Origin of the sequence: Haemophilus sp. CCUG 60358 (assembly GCF_001679485.1) — a bacterium.
In the GTDB taxonomy this organism is placed as follows: domain Bacteria; phylum Pseudomonadota; class Gammaproteobacteria; order Enterobacterales; family Pasteurellaceae; genus Haemophilus_D.
Genome location: NZ_LZOZ01000008.1, coordinates 76,545 through 96,851, shown reverse-complemented (window position 1 = coordinate 96,851; position 20,307 = coordinate 76,545). Strand labels below are relative to the sequence as shown.

The window sequence follows — 20,307 nt, the reverse complement described above, 5'->3', positions numbered from 1 at the left end:
TTACTGATGAACCGCACTTTTTGCGCGATTGTATGCCCATGCCATAATTAATCCACCACCAATAATCATCGGTAAGCTAAGAGCTTGGCCACGTGTCATGATGCCTAAGAAAGATTCAACTTCCGGCTCACGGACATATTCAACGATAAAACGGAAAATCCCGTAACCAACAAGGAATAATCCTGCTACCGAACCTGCTGGGCGAGACTTTTTAATAAAGACATTCAGAATAATAAACAGTACAAAACCTTCTAAAAATGCTTCATAAAGCTGTGAAGGATGGCGTGGTAATAACAATGGATCATTTGGGAAAATCATAGCCCAAGGAACATTGGTTTCTCGTCCCCAAAGTTCTAAATTAATGAAGTTACCAATTCGTCCCATCCCTAAACCAAATGGAATCAAAGGCGCTACAAAATCTGCCGTTTGCCAAAAGCTTCTTTTTTGAGAATAAGAGGTCCAAATCATTGAGATAATCACCCCAATTAATCCACCGTGGAATGACATTCCCCCTTCCCAAACACGAAATAAATACAGCGGATCTTGCACAAAATGATCAAAATTATAGAAGAAGACATCCCCAATGCGACCACCTAAGAACACGCCCATAAAGCCATTAAAAAGTAACGTATCCACTTGATCCACAGTCCAACCACTATTTGGTTGATTGGCACGACGAACCGCTAGCCAGCGCGCAAAGATAAAGCCTAATAGATACATTAAGCCATACCAACGCAGCCCTATATTGCTATTACCAAAAGTAAAAATAGTCGGATCAAAATGCGGAAGCATCAAAAATTCTGAATTCATAACATTCCTTATTTAATAAACATATCAACTGCGATCGCAACTAATAGCAAGGCAAAGCCTTTTTTCAAGGTTGGGACAGGGAGTTTGGAGGTGGCTGTTGCCCCTAGTTTAGAAGTGAAGAATGAAGTGCCCGTAATACCAAGCACGGCAGGCAAATAAACATAGCCTAGGGAATAATCTGGCATGGTAGGATTACCCCAACCACTCACCATAAAGCTAAACATGCCTGATAAACCAAGAAGTGCCCCACAGAATGCAGAAGAACCGATGGCTTTTTTCATATCAATCCCGCGGGAATTTAAAAATGGCACGATAAAACCACCACCGCCAACGCCTGCTGCACTTGATGCCATCCCAATTAAAATACCACCGATAACAGATGCTTGTGTTGTTAAAGGTTTGGTTTTCCCTGTGTTTTTCTTAATAGAAATCACCATTTTTGCCGCTAAATATACGACTAAACAGGCAAAGATTTTGGCTGATACATCACGATCAAGTTTGCCAATAAACAAACCAGAGATAAAGACTGAGATCATCACCATCGGTGCCAATACTTTCACGGCACTCCAGACTATATTGCCTAGTTTATGATGACGCTGCGCAGAAGAAAATCCGGTAATCACAATGGTCGCAAATGAAGTTCCTAATGCAGCGGACATCAGCAAGGGTTCAGGCACACCTATCATCGGCAATAAATAAACCAAGGTTGGGACGATAATTAACCCACCACCAATGCCAAATAATCCAGCGAGAAAACCAACAACCGACCCGACAAGTAAACAAAGTAGAATAAAAGTGAGCATTATTGCCCCCTTGATTTATAAAATGAACGTTTTTGATATTTAGAAGAACCATTTTTACGTGGCGCATGATAAGGTTTATTTGTCTCATGCTCCTGCGTATTTTCAAGTAATGTTTTTTCGTTGCCAAACATCACTTGAGCAAACTCTTTCATCGCTTTGCGATAAACATCTTTCTTAAAGGACACAACCTGACGTACGGGATACCAAAAACTCACCCAACGCCAACCATCAAATTCGGGGGATTTAGTTGTGTTCATATTAATATTTTTTTCATCACCCACTAATTGCAACAAAAACCAACGTTGTTTTTGCCCAATACACACGGGTTTGCTGTCATAACGCAGCAATCTTTTCGGCAGCTTATAACGCAACCAATGTTTAGACGCGTAAAGCACCTTCACATCTTTGGGTTGCAAACCAACCTCTTCATATAATTCACGATACATGGCTTGTTCGGCACTTTCATTATCATTAATTCCGCCTTGCGGGAATTGCCACGAATTCTGCCCGTATCGTTTAGCCCAAAGCACCTGCCCTTTGCGATTACAAATGACAATGCCTACATTTGGACGGTAGCCATCAAAATCGATCACTATCGTTCACCTTAAATTTTGTACAAAAATAATTTGCAGATTGTTTCATAAATTCGCTTTTTTATCAACCGAATGGGCATATTTACCCTATTGTGGATAACTCTGTGGGTAACGCTTGGATAGTCTAAATTTAACTGTGTATAAAAATTAAAAACCGCTTTTCACACTTCATTTTTTTCATTTTTGCATAACCTTTAATCAAAAATTTTCCAAAAAAAATGACCGCACTTTTTCTCATCAAAGTGCGGTCAAAAATTCAGCCATTTTTTAGTTTAAACATTCCTGGCTTGGTGAAGAAATAACAGCTGTGAGTTATTCAATATTTCTGTGGATAAAATTGTGATTGAGCAAATGGTGACTGTTGCATAACTCTTCTTAGCATTTTACCATCGATTTTTGAGAAGAAATTTTATCTTTAATTTCATTAAGATAATGCTTATTCACAGAAATCATCTTATTCACACTCAAGTAAAAATTTTAGTGGTTATTTTTCATCCAAACCTTTTTTGACTAACGCTAAATAGCGTTCCCATTCAAAATATTGACCTGGATCGATCTTACGACCAGGCGAAATATCGCAATGCCCGACAATACGATCGAGCGTTATTTTCGGATAAGCTTGCATGATATCTCGTGTTAATGCAGCAAGCACTTGGTATTGTTCCGCTGTAAAAGGTTGTTCATTACTGCCCTCTAGCTCAATCCCAATCGCAAAATCATTGCATTTATCCCGACCTTCAAAGCAAGAAAGCCCCGCATGCCATGCTCTATCATCGAAACTCACATATTGCGTCACCTTGCCATCCCGTTCAATTAAACAATGGGCAGACACGCGAAATTGATAAATCTCTTCAAAATAAGGATGGATAGTGGGATCGAGTTTTCCTTGGAAAAAATCATCTACATATCCCCCACCAAATTGTTCTGGCGGCAAACTGATGTAATGAATGACGAGTAATGAAATATCCTCTACATCAGGACGTTCATCAAAATGTGGTGAAATTACTTTTCTTGTTTGGCTTAACCAGCCATTTTTTATCTTATTCATCTGTTTTTCTGCGATTAAATTTCATTTTTGCGATCTCGATCGCAAAAGAAGTGCGGTCAGTTTTACTTTCATCTTTCCCTTTTACACAATGTTGCAGCCAAAATTCTGGCATTTTTTTATTCAACCAAAAGGAAATTTAATTTAATGAAACTGACTTTTTCTAAACCCTTACATAAAGGTTTTACGTTAATTGAATTGATGATCGTGATTGCGATTATTGCTATTCTCGCGACGATCGCCATTCCGTCTTATCAAAATTATACCAAAAAAGCAGCCATCTCCGAATTGTTGCAAGCTTCTGCACCTTATAAATCTGATGTGGAATTATGTGTCTATAGCACCAATGCCCCAACAAACTGTTCTGGTGGTTCAAATGGCATTGCAGCAGACATCACTACTGCAAAAGGCTATGTTAAATCCATTACCACGAAATCGGGTGTGATTACGGTAACAGGAAATGGCACATTGGATGGGATCAGTTATTCTTTAACGGCGACAGGCTCAACCTCATCAGGTGTCACTTGGACAACCGCTTGCCCAAGCAATGTGGATTTATTCCCTGCGGGTTTCTGCTCTCCTACCAAATAGCGAAACATGGCCTATCAAGCAATCGCAAAAAATGGCGAGATTTATCATATCTCGCCACAATATTGGCAACAAAACCAACAGCAACAAGCATTGCTGTTACGTTACTTTGCGCTCCCTCTTAAAGAAGACGAGCACCATTTATGGCTTGCCGTGGATTCGCTGAATAATCTTGCGGCTTGTGAAACCTTTGCTTTTTTAAGTGGAAAATTAGTTGAACCGATTTTATTTGAAACAGCCCAACTCAAACAACTTTTACAATCCCTTGCCCCTAAAGCCAATCAAATAGAAGAGCAAACGACGTTTTATCATCATTCAGAAGACGAAAGCACTGCTAATTTATCTAATGAAGATGAACCCGTTATTCAATTATTAAATGGTATTTTTGAAACAGCCCTGCAAAAAAATGCCTCCGATATTCATTTAGAAACTCAACCAAATGGGCTTTTAATTCGTTTACGTATTGATGGTGTACTCCAACCACAGCCGATTATCAGTAAAGCACTCGCCAATCGTGTGATTTCTCGTTTAAAACTCTTAGCCAAACTAGATATCAGTGAAACTCGGCTACCACAAGATGGCCGCTTTCAATTCAAAACGACATTCTCCGATATTTTAGATTTCCGCCTTTCTACCTTACCCACGCATTGGGGAGAAAAAGCGGTATTACGGTTACAACAAAATAAACCTGTCCAACTAAGTTTTGCTGAGTTGGGTATGACACAAAACCAACAAAGCCAATTTCAACATGCACTCAGCCAACCGCAAGGTTTAATTCTTGTGACTGGACCAACGGGAAGCGGAAAAAGTATCTCACTTTATACCGCACTTCAATGGCTCAATACGCCAGATAAACATATTATGACGGCAGAGGATCCCGTTGAAATTGAATTAGAAGGCATCATTCAAACTCAAGTGAATCCGCAAATCGGTTTAGACTTTAGTCGATTACTTCGTACATTTTTACGGCAAGACCCCGACATTATTATGCTTGGTGAAATTCGAGATGAAGAAAGTGCATTAATGGCATTAAGAGCAGCTCAAACCGGCCATTTAGTGCTTTCTACCTTACATACCAACGATGCCCTCTCAGCAATTTCACGCTTGCAACAACTAGGCATTCAATCTCATGAAATTGAAAATAGTCTCTTATTAGTTATCGCACAGCGATTGGTGCGTAAACGTTGCTTAAAGTGCAGTCAACATTTTAGTGAGTCTTGCGATTGCCATCAGGGGTATCAAGGGCGTATTGGGGTGTATCAATTTTTACAATGTGAAAATAACTGTTACCAAACTGATTTCGATTCACTTTATCAAAGTGCATTAGAAAAAGTAAAAGATAACATCACCGATCTTGATGAAATTCAACGTGTGTTAGGTAAAAAATAGGAGTCTCTATGGCAAAGCAAAAACTCTTTTATTTCCAAGCCTATGATCAGCGGCAACAATGGCAAAAAGGCAGTCTTGTTGCACAATCTAAACAAGCCGCACAATTTCTGTTAATTGCAAAAGGTTTTAGTCACATTCGCTTGCAACAAGATTGGCAACTTAATCAGAAACCGAAAAATGCAGAAATCAGTGCTTTATTGAATCAACTGGCTACATTGCTCAGTTCTGCCATTCCATTAAAAAATGCATTACATATTTTGCAAGACAACTGCACACAATTGGGTTTGCATCAGTGGCTTAGCGCCTTAATTGAGTTAATTGAAAGTGGTCTTCCGTTTTCACAAAGCTTGGAAATACAAGGAAAGTATTTAAACTTTCAAGAGATTCAACTTATTCAAGTGGGAGAAATGACCGGAAAACTGGCAGAGGTATGCACTAAAATTGCAGAACGTCGAACGCAATCATTAACGCTTCAACGCAAATTGCAAAAAATTATGCTTTATCCTGCCATGGTATTAGGTATTTCGCTTTCACTTACGTTGATTTTATTACTCTTCGTTGTACCGCAATTTGCTGAAATGTATGGCGAAAATTCCACTGAATTGCCTACATTAACTGCCGTATTATTAACTATGTCTCAATTCCTACAACATCATTTTGTTGCGTTAATGATTGCCTGCACTTTCGCTATTTTTATGTTGAAGATGGCATTAAAACATTCCCTTTGGCTGAATCAAAAAAAGAATGCGCTAGTTAATCGTATGCCGATTTGGGGCAATATCATTTGCCTTTCTCGTTTAATCAGTTTTAGCCATAACCTGCAATTAATGCTTCAATCCGGGGTGGCATTAACACCTGCGTTAAATAGCTTCCTCCCAAAACAACAAACCTGGCAAACACAACGTACCTTAAAAGGTGATATTCTGCTACAACAAGAAGTGCGGTCAATTTTACAGTGGGTTTCGCAAGGTTATCCATTTTCAGAAAGTGTCAGTAGTCATCTTTTCCCAATGGAAGCACAACAAATGCTACAGATTGGAGAAAAAAGTGGAAAACTTGCGTTGATGTTGCGTCATATTGCTGATAACTATCAAGAAAAGCTCAATCATCAAATTGATTTACTTTCCCAACTTTTAGAGCCTTTAATGATGCTCATCATTGGTAGTTTAATCGGTATTATTATGATGGGCATGTATCTGCCGATTTTTAATATGGGATCCGTAATCCAATGATGACATTAGCCTTTTTCTTATTGGGTGGTTTAGCGGGTATCTTTGCTTGGCTTTATATCGATCGTTTTATCCCCAATCTCCAACAAGAAATTTATCAGAACTATATTGAACTTTATCCTGAAAACAGGTACTTATTTCACAGCAAAAAAGCAGCAATTAAATCTCAAAAGTGCGGTCATATTTTTCTTTATTTTTTAGGATTTGGACTCAGTTTTGCCGTACTCTATTACTTTCTACAAGATGAATTATTTACTTTATGGCTAGCAATTACGCTTAGTCTGCTTTTTGCCATCAGTTGGCTAGACTGGCATTATCAACTGATTTCACCGACACCTTGCCTCTTTTTATTTTTCCTAGGTTTATTCGGCGCACATCAAGAATTTTCAATTCTGACACTTTCTCAAAGTTTAGAAAGTGCAGTTAGTTTTTTCAGTGTTTTTTGCATCATTTATTATTTGTCTAAATGGTTTTATAAGAAGGAAGCCTTAGGCCGTGGCGATTATTGGCTCGCTTTAGGAATAGGCACTTATCTCACCATCGCACACTTACCACTTTTCTTATTCACTGCCTGTTTATTAGGCATCATAGTCTATTGGATTTCTCGTAAGTCCGTTTTACCTTTCGGTCCCTTTCTTTGCTTATCTTTAATCATCACCAGTGCAATAACCCTATAAATGTAATATATTGGCAACATTGAAAAATATTGTGTTTAGGGGATAGATGTAAAACATCCCCCCTAAATCAAGTAGCAAGGAATATTATGACTTATATTGTAGGCCTCACTGGCGGCATCGGTAGTGGAAAAAGCACGATTGCAAATCTCTTTGTTGAACTTGGTGTCCCCATTGTTGATGCCGATATTGTGGCAAGAGAAGTGGTTGAAAAAGGCTCGCCGCTGCTTGCTCAAATTGCTGAGCACTTTGGAAAATCAATTTTGACTGAAGAAGGCGAATTAAATCGGGCTGAGCTACGAAAAAAAGTATTTGCAGACGAAAATGAGAAAAACTGGCTCAATCATTTATTACATCCCGCTATTCGCGAAAGAATGTTGGCACAGTTAAACAGTCAGAGTGCTCCTTATACGTTATTTGTCGTCCCACTGCTCATTGAAAATAAGCTCACCACGCTTTGTGACCGCATACTTGTTGTCGATGTAAAACCTGAAACTCAGCTGGCTCGAGCGTCATCTAGAGATCATAATAATATTCAGCAAATTCAAGCTATTATGAATGCACAAGTCAGCCGTGAAGAACGATTAAAATGGGCGGATGATATTATTTCAAATGATGAAAAATTGCCTGAAAACTTACCGCACTTAAAACAAAAAGTGCTAGAATTACACCAATTTTATTTAAGTGAATCGAGAAAGAAAAATGTCTGATGAAATTTTTGAAGTCCCCTGCCCGACATGCCAAAAGCCTGTACCTTGGACACAAGAAAGCCAATTTCGCCCTTTTTGTAGCAAACGCTGCCAACTCATTGATTTAGGGGAATGGGCTGCAGAAGAAAAAGCCATTCCAAGTGATACAGCAGATTTTGCCATGGATCCCAATCTCAGTGATGAATGGAGTATCAAATGACTCTTCAACATCACGATAATGGTGAACAGGGCGAGTTTTTCTTACTCGATGAGCAAGGGAAGAAAATCGCGAAACTTACCTATTTTTATGAAACATCGGATACCATTAATGCTAATCATACATTTGTTGATGATTCTCTTCGAGGGCAAGGTGTGGCAGACAAACTCTATCAAGCCTTAATTCATTTTATCCAAGCTAAAAAGCTCACTTTGCACCCAACTTGTAGCTATATTGCAAGAAAATGGGAACGAACCCAATCTGCTCAATCACAAGCTTAATCCTATTAATAAGCGAGTCATTTTTAAGGATATTTTTCTGACTTCGTGCTATCCTTAGCCCCATTTATTTATGAGAACCTGTTATTTATTATGCAAGAAAATTATTTAAGTCAGCAGCGGTTTGCTGATCTTCCATTACATCCTATCGTACAAAAAGCCCTACAAGACAAGGGATTTGAATATTGTACTCCGATTCAAGCTTTATCATTACCTATCACATTACAAGGAAAAGATGTTGCTGGCCAAGCGCAAACCGGCACAGGTAAAACAATGGCATTTTTAACGGCAACATTTCATCACTTATTAACACATCAACCTGATTTTGCCACCAATCAACCCCGTGCATTAATTCTTGCACCAACCCGTGAACTGGCCGTGCAAATTAATCATGATGCTGAGTTATTAGCAAAAACAAGTGGATTACGAACCGCACTGGCTTATGGTGGTGATGGCTATGATAAACAACTTAAAGCGATTGAAGCCGGTGTGGATATTTTAATTGGTACAACTGGTCGTGTGATTGACTACGTGAAACAAGGGATTATCCGTTTAGATGATATCCAAGTCGTAGTATTGGATGAAGCGGATCGTATGTTTGATTTAGGTTTCATTCGTGATATTCGTTATTTATTACGTAAATGTCCTTCTCCGCAAGAACGACTCACCATGCTCTTTTCTGCAACGCTCTCTTACAAAGTGCGCGAACTTGCCTTTGAAGATATGAATTCCCCAGAATACATTGAAATTGAACCAGAACAAAAAACGGGGCATCGAATTAAAGAGGAACTATTCTATCCCTCAAATGAAGACAAAATTCCTCTCTTGCTCACGTTAATGGAAGAGGAATGGCCAGAGCGTTGCATTGTTTTTGCGAATACTAAACATAAATGTGAAGAAATTTGGGGCTATTTAGCCGCAGATGGTCATCGAGTAGGATTACTCACAGGTGATGTAGCACAGAAAAAACGTCTTTCATTGCTCAAGCAATTTACCGATGGTGAACTCGATGTTCTCGTCGCAACCGATGTTGCCGCGCGTGGATTACATATTTCAGACGTGACTCATGTCTTTAACTTTGATTTACCTGATGATCGAGAAGATTACGTTCACCGTATTGGCCGTACTGGTCGAGCGGGTGAAAGTGGTGTATCTATCAGCTTTGCTTGTGAAGAATATGCGATGAATTTACCGGCAATTGAAGAATACATTGGTCATTCTATTCCGGTCAGTCAATATGATCCGAATTCATTGATTAGTGATATTCCTAAACCTTATCGTTTAAAACGCAATCCTACGCCTCAAACGAGAAATACTACGATGAGAAAAACAAACTATCGTCGTAAAAACTAAAAAGAAAAGCTGATGAACTCCTTCATCAGCTTTTTTTATGATTAATACAATCCGACTCTTCGACGTGCAGTACGCATCAATAAGAAAACCCATGGCCATAACACACCTGATGCGATGGCACCAAAGATTTCCTGCCAGTTGAAAAATGCCCCATGCAAAGAGAATTCAACCAAGAAAATAACCACTCGAATCGCAAAAACAAAAAGAAGTACCAATAAACTTTGGAACCAAAGAGAAAGGTTGCGCAAAATTAGGTAATATTTGGAAACAAAATAGAAAGCAACAGAAAGCACCAGTGCATGAACCCCAAGAATAGAGCCTAGCACGATATCCCATAAAACCCCGAGTAAAAATGCCCAACCAATGCTTACTCTATCAGGTAACGCAAGGGTCCAATAAAGCAAAACTAAAACCAACCAAGACGGTTTAAAAGCTTGAAAGCCTGCTGGCCATGGGGCTAATTCCATAATTAATGCTACAACAAAGAAGCATAAAATGGTCGCCCATTGAAAAATAAAACGCCCTTGCATTAGTCTTCTTCCCTATGTTGTTGCTGATCTGGAGAAATGGGTTCCTCTTGTTGAGGCATTGTGGTCGGAATATCAGGATCCACAATTTCTTTTCCTGTATGCGGCTGCGCTCCATCCTCTTGATCATCTGTAATTTTGGTTTTACTCACAGAATGTGTCGCTTCATGGGCTTGGCTTTCTAAACGTTGCTGTACTAAACGACGCACTTCTTCTGGTGACATGGATTTCACTTTCGACATATCAAGATTGCTCGGCCAGAGTAAAAGTAAATAACGTAAACGATCTAATTCAGCCAAAGGTTTCGCTTTTACCGTCGCAAAATAATTAGAACCATCACGAGACACACTTTGTACCACTGCCACTGGATAGCCTTCCACAAAACGGCCACCCAAACCTGAAGTTACTAATAAATCGCCTTTTTCAATATCTACGGAACGAGGCACATTATCTAAGGTAAGTTCATCAGAATGCCCCGTACCACTCGCTATCACACGCACATCATTACGTAAAACTTGTACTGGAATTGAATGGGTTACATCCGTTAAAAGCAATACGCGACTCGTATTTTCACCCACAGATATAATCTGCCCAATCATTCCTTTTTCATCAATCACGGGCTGACCAACATAAGCGCCATCACGTTCCCCTTGATTAATCACCACTTGTTGACGATAAACATCAGTTTCAGCGGTAAGCACTTCGGCAATTTTTTTGTATTCATCTGTGCGTAAAGGCGAATTAAGCAGTAAACGAAGACGTTGGTTTTCTACTTTGAGTTGATCCAATAATAAAAGATCAGCATTTTTCTCACGCAATTGCTCACGCAATACTTTATTTTCAATAAGCAGTTTATTGGTATCAACCAAGTTGCTTGATACACCATCTAGAACTGTTCTTGGCCCATTCGCAAGGTAATACAATCCTCCAACGGCAGTTTCCATCACACTACGCGCCTTCGTCATTGATGAAGTTTGTCCATCAACTAAAATGAGTGTCATCGAAGCAATCACCGCTAATGCGAGTCGGATACCTAATGGTGGTGCTTTACCAAAAATGGGTTTCATTCACTGTCCTAGGGTTAAAAGGAAAAGTGCGGTCAAAAAATCAGACGAATTAAAAACGCCGATTTTTCTGACCGCACTTTTAGAGATTAAATTTCGTCGCTAAAAATATCGCCGCCGTGCATATCGATCATTTCGATTGCTTCACCGCCGCCACGAGCCACACAAGTTAATGGTTCTTCTGCGATGATTGCCGGTACGCCACATTCTTTTGATAACAATACATCAATGTTGCGTAATAAGGCACCACCACCCGTTAACACCATACCACGTTCAAAAATATCCGCTGCGTGTTCTGGTTGGCATTCTTCAAGCGCTGTGCGCACCGCTGCAACAATACCATTTAATGGTTGTTGAAGAGCTTCTTGTACATCTCGAGAGGTTAATTTGAATGAGCGAGGCGCACCTTCAGCAAGGTTATGACCGTGCACTTCCATTTCTAAAATTTCATCACCTTCTTGAATGTAAGCTGAACCAATTTCATGCTTGATACGCTCTGCAGTTGGTTCACCAATCACAGAACCAAAAGTACGACGAACATAAGAAATGATTGCTTCATCAAAACGGTCACCACCAATACGTACAGAAGAGGAATACACAATACCGTTTAAAGAAATCACTGCCACTTCAGTGGTACCACCACCGATATCAATTACCATTGAACCGATCGCTGTAGAAACCGGCAAGTTTGCACCGATTGCTGCCGCCATTGGCTCTTCAATTAAATACACTTCACGCGCACCTGCACCTAATGCTGATTCTTTAATAGCACGACGTTCAACTTGAGTCGCGCCAGCCGGTACACAAACGAGCACACGCGGGCTCGGACGCATGAAGTTACCACTATGTACTTGTTTAATAAAATATTGCAACATTTTTTCAGTCACAGAGAAATCGGCAATTACACCATCTTTCATCGGACGAATTGCAACAATGCTTTTTGGTGTACGACCAAGCATTTGTTTTGCTTCTTTACCTACAGCCGCAATGCTTTTGTATGCGCCCATACGGTCTTGACGAATTGCCACTACTGAAGGCTCATCAAGTACGATACCTTGGCCTTTCACATAAATTAATGTATTTGCTGTACCTAGATCGATAGAAAGATCGTTTGAAAATAAACCACGAATTTTTTTGAATAACATAAGAATTCCGTCATTAGTTTGGTGAAAAATTACTCATTTCTGAGCATAGAAAAAAATTGTGCTAAATGTACCAAAAAATCGAGCTTGATAACAGGATTTTTTGCCTTGATCCTCTACACTTACCTCGCGATTTTTTCTAACAAGGTAAGTGCGGTCAATTTTAGTGGTATTTTATACCTGATTTCGATCAGTGAATTGCCACTTACCGTTACCTAAAATTATCAATTGTTGCTGATGGAAAGCCTGCAAGGTTGAACGATGCCCCACGCTAATAACCGTTGTATGAGGTAAGCGTTCTTTTAACAGACAATACATCGTATCTTCTAAGCCTTCATCCATACTAGCCGTGGCTTCGTCCAGGAATGCGACTTTCGGCTTATGTAATAGCAAACGAGCAAAAGCCAAACGCTGTTGCTCACCTAGCGAAAGAATACGTGTCCAATCTTGCTCTTGATCTAAACGATCTTGTAAATGCCCTAAAGACACTTGTTTTAATACATCAATCATCTCATCACGATTAAATTCCTTTTCTTCATTCGGATAAGCCAGTGCCGTTAACAAACTACCTTGCGGTAAATAAGGCTTTTGCGATAAGAAAAGCTGATGAGTGGGACAATACACATCCCCTTCAGAATACGCCCAAAGCCCTGCTACGGTTCTCAACAACGTGGTTTTACCCACACCTGAATTACCTTGAATTAATAGGGTTGAACCTTGTGGCAGTGTTAAATTTAAATTCTCAATTAAGGTTTTTCCAAATGGATTACTGATGCTTAAATCCTTAAAGATCACGTCAGTTTCATGTTCGTGTAAATGGGAGGTAGATTGATGATTCGCCATATCAATCGCATAACTAAAGCCTGTTAAACGATCTAATGTGGCTTTATATCCGGCAAAACCATCGTAAGAATTACGGAAGAACGAAAGATTTGAATGCAATTTACCAAATACTTGTAGCGTTTGCATCAGATCGCCGAGTTTAATTTGCTTCTCAAAATAACGCCCCACTTGAATTAACAAAGGGAACACAACGGAAACTTGGCTTACTACTAGGTTAAAACCAGAGAATTTTAAGGTTCGATAAACAATATCCCACATGTTATTGATCACTGCGCCAAATTGTTTATAAAGTTGGCTACTCTCAACTTTCTCACCCGCATAAAATGCCACACTTTCCGCATATTCTTTGATACGAATTAAAGAATAACGATAGTTAGCGTTTAAGCGTTCGTTGACGAAATTCAACATAATTAATGGACGCCCTAAACGGAATGCAATCGCGGTAGTGATAATCACATAAGCAAATACCAAGAACACCATCATGCGTGGAATTTCAGTACCAAATACCATCATTGGTCCCGCTAATCCCCACAATAAGATTGTATAAGAAATCATGGAGGTGACAGCATCAATTACCCCGGTACTTAAAGAGAGCGTGGTTCGCACATAGGATTGCACATCTTGTTGAATACGTTGATCGGGGTTATCTAAGTTAGCGGAAACATACTGCGTTTTATAGTACGCGCGATTATTCATCCATTTATCGACTAACTGACCATTCAACCATTCGATCCAATCAATAGAAAAACGTTGCTCTAAATAATAGCTAAGCAATGCGGCAATCACTGAACTTGTCGCAATCACACAAAACAGCACCATTTGATCCCAAAACACAGGTTCATTAAATTCCTGCAAGGATGTGTACATATTGTTATACCACTCAGAATGGACCAAGCTAATACGCACACTGACTAATGTCATCGCTACAATTAATAAGAAAAATAGCAAAGGTTTAATACTTCGACGTGGTGAAAGATACCCACTCGCAAATTGCCAAAATTGTTTACCCCAGTGGGTAAAACGGACTAATAAGAAAATACCAAAGCTAAACACGACAGCCGTCATCGCTAGTGTTTTTACTATCCATAAAAGCGAATTAATGGCCTCTTGAGCGTAATCCATAATCAACCTATAAAATCAAAAAAGTGCGGTCATTTTAGGCGGTGTTTATTTTTAAGCAAGAAAAAATGTGATGGAGATAACATTTTTTGACTTTGTCACAAGCGGGTAAGAAATCTAATTGATATAATCCGAAATAGTTAAATTTTTAATAAATTAGAGGTCGGTATGAGTGAAACTGCGATTACCATTAGTTTGCTTGCCCTCGTTGCCGTGATTGGCCTATGGATCGGGCATTTTAAAATTAAAGGTGTAGGTCTGGGTATTGGGGGCGTGCTATTTGGTGGGATTTTAGTTGCCCATTTTACCACTCAATATGGCATTAAATTAGATAGCCATACATTACATTTCGTGCAAGAGTTCGGCTTAATTCTGTTTGTTTATACGATTGGTATTCAAGTGGGGCCGGGCTTTTTTGCTTCCTTACGAAAATCAGGCTTAACCTTAAATGGATTAGGCATTTTAATCGTTGCACTTGGTGCAGTGGTGACAATACTCATTTATAAGCTTGCGGATATTCCTCTTGATGTCGCGCTTGGTATTTACTCCGGTGCGGTCACCAATACCCCCTCTCTCGGTGCGGGTCAGCAAATTCTTTCTGAATTAGGCATGTCGCAAACGACGTCTAACATGGGGATGGCCTATGCAATGGCTTATCCTTTTGGAATTTGTGGCATTTTACTTTCTATGTGGCTTATTCGTCTTTTCTTTAAAATTAAAGTGGATGAGGAAGCAGCAAATTTTGAAAAAGAAAGTGGTCATGACAAAGAAGCACTCAAAAGCATGTCTCTGAAAGTCACCAATACTAATCTCAATGGTATCCATTTGATTGAAATTCCAGGTTTTGATGATGAAGATGTCGTCTGCTCTCGCTTGAAACGGGGTGAGCTTGTTATTGTGCCGAAAGCGGATACCGATGTTCAACTTGGGGATATTTTACATTTGGTCGGCAATCCTGAAGGCTTGAAAAAAATGCACCTTATCATTGGGGAAGAAGTTGATATCCCGGTAGCAAGTTTGAGTGGAGAGATTCGTTCTGAGCGCGTGGTCGTCACCAATGAAAAAGTACTCGGAAAACAAATTCGTCATCTCGGCATTCATCAAAAATATGGTGTTGTCATTTCGCGTTTAAACCGTGCAGGTGTGGAATTGGTACCAACTGCCCATACTACCCTTCAATTTGGTGACGTATTACACATGGTTGGAAAAACTGACATTCTCAACCAAGCCATTTCAGTTATTGGTAACGCTAAACAAAAACTACTTCAAGTTCAAATGTTACCAGTGTTTATTGGGATTGGCTTAGGGGTATTACTCGGCTCCATTCCTTTCTATATTCCAGGTTTCCCTGTGGCATTAAAATTAGGGCTAGCAGGTGGACCATTAGTCGTCGCATTGATCTTGGCTCGAATTGGGTCTATCGGAAAACTCTATTGGTTTATGCCGCCGAGTGCGAACTTGGCATTGCGCGAAATTGGTATTGTGCTCTTCCTTGCTGTAGTCGGTTTAAAATCTGGCGGTAGCTTTGTTGACACACTCACCAATGGTTCAGGTCTCGAATGGATGGGATACGGTATTTTCATCACCCTTGTACCATTAATGATTGTAGGTATCATTGCACGTTTATATGTAAAATTAAATTATCTTTCTCTTTGTGGCCTGTTAGCAGGGTCGATGACAGATCCACCAGCGCTTGCTTTCGCGAATGAACTGAAAGAAGGAAGCGGTGCCGCCGCACTCTCCTATGCGACAGTCTATCCGCTCACCATGTTCTTACGGATCATTTCACCGCAATTGTTAGCGATTCTTTTATGGGTTTAATACCCTTTCAAACTTGGGGCAGAATAGCTGCCCCAATATTCATGCTAAGCACTATGACTGCCATAAAACAATTCAAATAAAATCAGCCCCAAGCCTACCCCTTTCCCTCATTCAATGATAGAATTCATCGCTTTATTTAAATAGGAAAAGAAATGTCATTAGTTGAATTTGTAATTGATAAACTCGATGATTTAAAAGGCACCGAAATTGTGCATTTTGATGTAAAAGGCAAATCATCGATTACTGAAAATATGATTATTTGTACCGGTACATCTAGCCGCCAAGTCGCAGCTATGGCCGATAACCTTATCGTGGAATGTAAAAAAGCCGGTTATGAAACCTTTGGTGAAGAAGGTCGTAACACAGCGGATTGGATCGTGGTTGATCTCGGTCAAACCATCGTTCACATTATGCAGCGCGATGCACGTGAAATATATCAATTAGAAAAACTTTGGGCATAAAGTGCGGTCAATTTTGACGGTGTTTTAAAAGGGAAAAGGATGAAAATCACATTAATTGCAGTGGGCACAAAAATGCCGGCTTGGGTTACCACCGGATTTGAAGAATACCAACGTCGTTTTCCTAAAGACATGCCTTTTGAACTCATTGAAATTCCTGCAGGTAAACGTGGAAAAAATGCAGATATTAAACGCATCTTAGAGCAAGAAGGCAAAGCGATGCTAGCCGCTTGTGGAAAAGGCAAAGTCGTGACATTAGATATCCCTGGCAAACCTTGGACAACACCACAACTTGCTGAGCAATTAGAGGGTTGGAAAAATGATGGTCGTGATGTGTGCTTACTCATTGGCGGGCCTGAAGGTTTATCCCCAGAATGCAAAGCGGCAGCAGAACAAAGTTGGTCACTTTCACCACTCACACTTCCCCATCCGTTAGTGCGAGTTGTCGTGGCAGAAAGTTTATACCGCGCGTGGTCACTGACGACAAACCACCCTTATCATAGAGAATAACGTATTACATTACCGATGAATTTAAAAAAATTCTTTTCTGCACCTACCAATGAACCGATTCGCGATAAAAAAGCGGAGCGGAACTTGTTTGCACGTCGAACATTGGTGGCATTCATCGGTATTTTAGCCCTAAGTGGCGTGCTATTTGCCAATATTTACCATCTTCAGGTGGTGAATTACGACATGTACCAAACTCGCTCTAATGGTAACCGTATTAAATTACTTCCGCTTCCTCCTACTCGCGGATTAATTTACGACCGTTACGGCGAATTACTGGCTGAAAACCTCACTTTTTTCGGTTTATATATCGTGCCGGAAAAAACAGAAAATTTAGACCGCACTTTTGAAGAATTGCGCTATGTTGTGGGACTCACTGATGAAGACATTGAACATTTCAAAAAAGAGCGTCGTCGTGGTACTCGCTATACGCCGATTTTACTCAAGCCTAGCCTAACGGAAGAACAAATTGCCCGTTTTGCGGTAAATCAATATAAATATCCAAGCCTTGATGTACGTCCTTATTTCAAACGAAATTACCTATATGGCGAAGCCATGACTCATATATTGGGTTATGTTGGACGCATTAATGACCGAGATGTTGAGCGACTAAAAAAAGAAGAAAAATTTGCTAACTATTCCGGTTCTACGGACATGGGGAAACTGGGTATTGAACGTTATTACGAAGAACAACTCCATGGTACAACCGGTTTCGAAGAGGTTGAAATTAATAACCGTGGTAAAGTTATTCGTAAACTACGTGAACAACCAGCCACCGCGGGTAAAAGTATTCATCTGACTATCGATTTTACCCTTCAACGCTATATTATGTCGCTCCTTTCAGGTCAAAAAGGCGCTGTTGTCGTGCTTGATCCAAAAGACAACAGTGTATTGGCGATGGTTTCCACACCAAGCTATGACAATAATTTATTTGTCGATGGCATTTCTTCTAGCGATTACAAACGTTTACTCGAAGATCCAACTCGACCACTTTACAGTCGTGCGACACAAGGTGTGTACCCGCCTGCCTCTACGGTAAAACCATTCGTTGCTGTTGCAGCATTAACTGAAGGGGTGATTACGCCTAATACCACAATTTTTGACCCAGGCTACTGGACATTGCCAAACTCAACAAAACGTTTCCGAGATTGGAAAAAAACAGGACATGGTTATACGGATTTAAACAAGGCCATTACTGAATCATCGGATACCTTCTTCTATCAAACCGCCTTTAATTTAGGTATTGATCGTTTCTCCATGTGGATGAAACGTTTTGGGTTTGGTATGCCAACAGGTATTGAAATTCAAGAAGAAGCCACGGCCAATATGCCGAGTAAAGAATGGAAACAAAAACGTTATAAAAAACCGTGGGTGCAAGGCGATACAATCTCAGTGGGGATTGGTCAAGGTTATTGGACAGCGACACCATTACAAGTGGCAAAAGCCACCTCTATCGTGGTCAATAACGGTAAAATTCATACGCCACATTTAATGAAATCAGTTGAAGGCGCCACCATTGAGCCGTATCAAGACCCGCTTTTATATGAAGATATTACCGATCCGAAACAAGCTTATTGGGATGCGGCTAAGCGCGGCATGTTCAATGTAGTGAATTCAGGTGCAGGGACTGGACGAAAAGCCTTTATCGGCACGAATTACCATGTAGCAGGGAAATCTGGTACCGCACAGGTATTCAGCTTAAAAGAAAACCAAAAATATAATGCAGCGGGATTGAAAAAAGAATTACATGACCATGCTTGGTTTACGGCTTATGCGCCTTATGAAGATCCGAAATTAGTTGTGACGATTATTTTAGAAAACGCGGGCGGTGGTTCAAGTAATGCAGCACCAATTGCACGTCAAATTATGGATTTCTATTTGAATAAACGCTTGCCACAAATTGAACGTCAAGAAAATGCTGAAAAAGAGAAAAAGACGGGCCAAACTGATTTAGATGCGCCAGCACTAGAATCTCAACCAAGTGAGAATGAATAATGGAAGAAAAAGTGCCTTTATGCTTGCGATTATGGCAACGCTTACATATTGATTTTTTATTATTTATTGGATTAGCCGCTATTACGGCTTATGGCATGCTTGTGCTTTATAGTGCATCAGGCGCCAGTGAAGTCATGTTCCAAAATCGTATTATTCAGGTCATATTAGGTTTTGCTGTGATGATGATTATGGCGCAACTTCCTCCTAAATTTTATCAGCGACTCGCCCCTTACTTATATTTGGTGGGTTTTATCATGCTGATTTTGGTTGATGCTATCGGTACAACCAGTAAAGGGGCACAACGTTGGTTAGATCTTGGATTTATTCGCTTTCAGCCTTCTGAAATTGTCAAACTCGCGGTACCATTAATGGTCGCGGTATATTTAGGTAACCGTCCATTACCACCGAAAATGAGCGAAACCTTTATTGCTATCGCCATGATTATTGTGCCAACTTTACTTGTGGCTATTCAACCAGACTTAGGTACATCAATTCTGGTTAGTGCATCAGGCTTATTCGTGGTATTCTTAGCAGGGATGAGTTGGTGGCTTATTCTTGCTGCAGTAGTTGGCTTAGCGGCATTTATTCCTATCATGTGGATGTATTTAATGCATGACTACCAACGCATGCGTGTATTAACCTTACTTGACCCCGAGAAAGATCCACTTGGGGCGGGTTACCATATTTTACAATCCAAAATTGCTATCGGTTCAGGCGGTATATCTGGCAAAGGATGGATGCAAGGGACACAATCCCAATTAGAATTTTTGCCTGAACCACACACTGATTTTATTTTTGCCGTGATGAGTGAAGAACATGGAATGGTCGGTTTTCTTATTCTGATGGCAATTTATTTGTTTATTATTATCCGTGGCTTAATAATTGCGGTAAATGCAGAAACCTCTTTCGGGCGTATTCTTGCTGGTGCAACCACACTGATATTCTTCGTTTATGTCTTCGTGAATATTGGTATGGTGAGTGGCATTTTGCCTGTTGTAGGGGTGCCTTTACCACTCTTTAGCTACGGCGGTACCTCATATGTCGCCATCATGGCAAGCTTTGGTTTAGTGATGTCCATTCATACTCACAAACCTCGCTTTATGAAAGGGAACTAATTTCCCTTTTGGCTTTCTTATGAAGAGCACCGATAATCTTGAAAGTAA

At 40.1% G+C, this 20,307-nt stretch carries 21 protein-coding genes; 13 read left to right on the top strand and 8 right to left on the bottom strand.

The genetic code is table 11. The annotated features are described in order from the left end of the window. From lgt to ampD, 4 genes are all read right to left on the bottom strand, one after another. Complete coding sequence (lgt, locus tag A9500_RS03030; protein WP_065243846.1) at nt 1–810, bottom strand: prolipoprotein diacylglyceryl transferase; 810 nt, start codon at nt 808–810, stop codon at nt 1–3. A gap of 8 nt (nt 811–818) precedes the next feature. Continuing rightward, complete coding sequence (locus tag A9500_RS03025) at nt 819–1,613, bottom strand: sulfite exporter TauE/SafE family protein (protein ID WP_065243845.1); 795 nt, start codon at nt 1,611–1,613, stop codon at nt 819–821. After that, nucleotides 1,613–2,206, bottom strand: a complete 594-nt coding sequence (gene rppH / locus A9500_RS03020) for an RNA pyrophosphohydrolase (protein WP_065243844.1) — start codon at nt 2,204–2,206, stop codon at nt 1,613–1,615. Before rppH ends, A9500_RS03025 begins: the two co-directional genes overlap by 1 nt. 484 nt (nt 2,207–2,690) lie before the next feature. Then, on the bottom strand, nt 2,691–3,254 hold the full coding sequence (ampD, locus tag A9500_RS03015; protein ID WP_065243843.1) for a 1,6-anhydro-N-acetylmuramyl-L-alanine amidase AmpD: 564 nt from the start codon (nt 3,252–3,254) through the stop codon (nt 2,691–2,693). 144 nt (nt 3,255–3,398) lie between these two features. Here ampD and ppdD point away from each other — a divergent pair, with 144 nt between their 5' ends. The 8 genes from ppdD to rhlB all read left to right on the top strand — a co-directional run bounded on the left by ppdD (nt 3,399) and on the right by rhlB (nt 9,668). Further along, nucleotides 3,399–3,842 carry a prepilin peptidase-dependent pilin gene (ppdD, locus tag A9500_RS03010; protein ID WP_065243842.1) on the top strand — a complete coding sequence of 148 codons (444 nt, stop codon included), beginning with the start codon at nt 3,399–3,401 and terminating at the stop codon, nt 3,840–3,842. A gap of 6 nt (nt 3,843–3,848) precedes the next feature. Next, entirely contained in the window at nt 3,849–5,228 is a 1,380-nt protein-coding gene (locus A9500_RS03005; protein ID WP_065243841.1) for a GspE/PulE family protein, read from the top strand. Between the two features lie 8 nt (nt 5,229–5,236). After that, nucleotides 5,237–6,460: a type II secretion system F family protein gene (locus tag A9500_RS03000; protein ID WP_065243840.1), complete on the top strand. Its 1,224-nt coding sequence runs from the start codon at nt 5,237–5,239 to the stop codon at nt 6,458–6,460. Further along, on the top strand, nt 6,457–7,134 hold the full coding sequence (locus A9500_RS02995; RefSeq protein ID WP_065243839.1) for an A24 family peptidase: 678 nt from the start codon (nt 6,457–6,459) through the stop codon (nt 7,132–7,134). Before A9500_RS03000 ends, A9500_RS02995 begins: the two co-directional genes overlap by 4 nt. 86 nt (nt 7,135–7,220) lie before the next feature. After that, nucleotides 7,221–7,841 (top strand): dephospho-CoA kinase, encoded by a 621-nt coding sequence (gene coaE / locus A9500_RS02990; protein WP_065243838.1) that lies wholly within the window; start codon nt 7,221–7,223, stop codon nt 7,839–7,841. Beyond that, nucleotides 7,834–8,040, top strand: a complete 207-nt coding sequence (gene yacG, locus A9500_RS02985) for a DNA gyrase inhibitor YacG (protein WP_005695505.1) — start codon at nt 7,834–7,836, stop codon at nt 8,038–8,040. Before coaE ends, yacG begins: the two co-directional genes overlap by 8 nt. Further along, nucleotides 8,037–8,318 (top strand): GNAT family N-acetyltransferase, encoded by a 282-nt coding sequence (locus A9500_RS02980; protein WP_065243837.1) that lies wholly within the window; start codon nt 8,037–8,039, stop codon nt 8,316–8,318. The genes yacG and A9500_RS02980 overlap by 4 nt, the downstream gene beginning before the upstream one ends. Nucleotides 8,319–8,408: 90 nt before the next feature. Continuing rightward, the gene (gene rhlB / locus A9500_RS02975) at nt 8,409–9,668 is read left to right on the top strand and encodes an ATP-dependent RNA helicase RhlB (protein ID WP_065243836.1); all 1,260 of its coding nucleotides are present in this window, start codon (nt 8,409–8,411) and stop codon (nt 9,666–9,668) included. Between the two features lie 41 nt (nt 9,669–9,709). Here the strand turns inward: rhlB and mreD are convergent, their stop codons facing one another. The 4 genes from mreD to A9500_RS02955 form a co-directional block, all read right to left on the bottom strand. Continuing rightward, the gene (mreD, locus tag A9500_RS02970; protein WP_065243835.1) at nt 9,710–10,198 is read right to left on the bottom strand and encodes a rod shape-determining protein MreD; all 489 of its coding nucleotides are present in this window, start codon (nt 10,196–10,198) and stop codon (nt 9,710–9,712) included. After that, nucleotides 10,198–11,262 (bottom strand): rod shape-determining protein MreC, encoded by a 1,065-nt coding sequence (gene mreC / locus A9500_RS02965; RefSeq protein WP_065243834.1) that lies wholly within the window; start codon nt 11,260–11,262, stop codon nt 10,198–10,200. The genes mreD and mreC overlap by 1 nt, the downstream gene beginning before the upstream one ends. 86 nt (nt 11,263–11,348) lie before the next feature. After that, complete coding sequence (locus A9500_RS02960; RefSeq protein WP_014064069.1) at nt 11,349–12,404, bottom strand: rod shape-determining protein; 1,056 nt, start codon at nt 12,402–12,404, stop codon at nt 11,349–11,351. A 171-nt stretch (nt 12,405–12,575) separates the two neighbouring features. Further along, the gene (locus tag A9500_RS02955; protein WP_065243833.1) at nt 12,576–14,366 is read right to left on the bottom strand and encodes an ABC transporter ATP-binding protein/permease; all 1,791 of its coding nucleotides are present in this window, start codon (nt 14,364–14,366) and stop codon (nt 12,576–12,578) included. A gap of 165 nt (nt 14,367–14,531) precedes the next feature. Between A9500_RS02955 and A9500_RS02950 the strand changes: the two genes are divergently transcribed. The 5 genes from A9500_RS02950 (at nt 14,532) to rodA (ending at nt 20,259) form a co-directional block, all read left to right on the top strand. Further along, on the top strand, nt 14,532–16,184 hold the full coding sequence (locus tag A9500_RS02950; protein ID WP_049364926.1) for a putative transporter: 1,653 nt from the start codon (nt 14,532–14,534) through the stop codon (nt 16,182–16,184). Between the two features lie 152 nt (nt 16,185–16,336). Next, complete coding sequence (gene rsfS / locus A9500_RS02945; protein ID WP_049384529.1) at nt 16,337–16,645, top strand: ribosome silencing factor; 309 nt, start codon at nt 16,337–16,339, stop codon at nt 16,643–16,645. 39 nt (nt 16,646–16,684) lie between these two features. Then, nucleotides 16,685–17,152, top strand: a complete 468-nt coding sequence (gene rlmH, locus A9500_RS02940; protein ID WP_005695494.1) for a 23S rRNA (pseudouridine(1915)-N(3))-methyltransferase RlmH — start codon at nt 16,685–16,687, stop codon at nt 17,150–17,152. Nucleotides 17,153–17,167: 15 nt separating this feature from the next. Then, the gene (gene mrdA, locus A9500_RS02935; RefSeq protein WP_049384530.1) at nt 17,168–19,144 is read left to right on the top strand and encodes a penicillin-binding protein 2; all 1,977 of its coding nucleotides are present in this window, start codon (nt 17,168–17,170) and stop codon (nt 19,142–19,144) included. Further along, nucleotides 19,144–20,259, top strand: coding sequence for a rod shape-determining protein RodA (rodA, locus tag A9500_RS02930; protein ID WP_049364923.1), 1,116 nt, complete (start codon nt 19,144–19,146; stop codon nt 20,257–20,259). Before mrdA ends, rodA begins: the two co-directional genes overlap by 1 nt. Nucleotides 20,260–20,307: the final 48 nt, after the last annotated feature.

Bases quoted from the DNA above. Each gene is read 5' to 3' on its own strand.
- A9500_RS02980 (WP_065243837.1), top strand. From the start codon at position 8,037: ATGACTCTTCAACATCACGATAATGGTGAACAGGGCGAGTTTTTCTTA.
- coaE (WP_065243838.1), top strand. From the start codon at position 7,221: ATGACTTATATTGTAGGCCTCACTGGCGGCATCGGTAGTGGAAAAAGC.
- ppdD (WP_065243842.1), top strand. From the start codon at position 3,399: ATGAAACTGACTTTTTCTAAACCCTTACATAAAGGTTTTACGTTAATT.
- mrdA (WP_049384530.1), top strand. From the start codon at position 17,168: ATGAATTTAAAAAAATTCTTTTCTGCACCTACCAATGAACCGATTCGC.
- rlmH (WP_005695494.1), top strand. From the start codon at position 16,685: ATGAAAATCACATTAATTGCAGTGGGCACAAAAATGCCGGCTTGGGTT.
- mreD (WP_065243835.1), bottom strand. From the start codon at position 10,198: ATGCAAGGGCGTTTTATTTTTCAATGGGCGACCATTTTATGCTTCTTT.
- ampD (WP_065243843.1), bottom strand. From the start codon at position 3,254: ATGAATAAGATAAAAAATGGCTGGTTAAGCCAAACAAGAAAAGTAATT.
- lgt (WP_065243846.1), bottom strand. From the start codon at position 810: ATGAATTCAGAATTTTTGATGCTTCCGCATTTTGATCCGACTATTTTT.
- rodA (WP_049364923.1), top strand. From the start codon at position 19,144: ATGGAAGAAAAAGTGCCTTTATGCTTGCGATTATGGCAACGCTTACAT.
- rsfS (WP_049384529.1), top strand. From the start codon at position 16,337: ATGTCATTAGTTGAATTTGTAATTGATAAACTCGATGATTTAAAAGGC.
- A9500_RS02995 (WP_065243839.1), top strand. From the start codon at position 6,457: ATGATGACATTAGCCTTTTTCTTATTGGGTGGTTTAGCGGGTATCTTT.
- A9500_RS03005 (WP_065243841.1), top strand. From the start codon at position 3,849: ATGGCCTATCAAGCAATCGCAAAAAATGGCGAGATTTATCATATCTCG.
- A9500_RS03000 (WP_065243840.1), top strand. From the start codon at position 5,237: ATGGCAAAGCAAAAACTCTTTTATTTCCAAGCCTATGATCAGCGGCAA.
- A9500_RS02950 (WP_049364926.1), top strand. From the start codon at position 14,532: ATGAGTGAAACTGCGATTACCATTAGTTTGCTTGCCCTCGTTGCCGTG.
- mreC (WP_065243834.1), bottom strand. From the start codon at position 11,262: ATGAAACCCATTTTTGGTAAAGCACCACCATTAGGTATCCGACTCGCA.
- A9500_RS03025 (WP_065243845.1), bottom strand. From the start codon at position 1,613: ATGCTCACTTTTATTCTACTTTGTTTACTTGTCGGGTCGGTTGTTGGT.
- A9500_RS02960 (WP_014064069.1), bottom strand. From the start codon at position 12,404: ATGTTATTCAAAAAAATTCGTGGTTTATTTTCAAACGATCTTTCTATC.
- yacG (WP_005695505.1), top strand. From the start codon at position 7,834: ATGTCTGATGAAATTTTTGAAGTCCCCTGCCCGACATGCCAAAAGCCT.
- rhlB (WP_065243836.1), top strand. From the start codon at position 8,409: ATGCAAGAAAATTATTTAAGTCAGCAGCGGTTTGCTGATCTTCCATTA.
- A9500_RS02955 (WP_065243833.1), bottom strand. From the start codon at position 14,366: ATGGATTACGCTCAAGAGGCCATTAATTCGCTTTTATGGATAGTAAAA.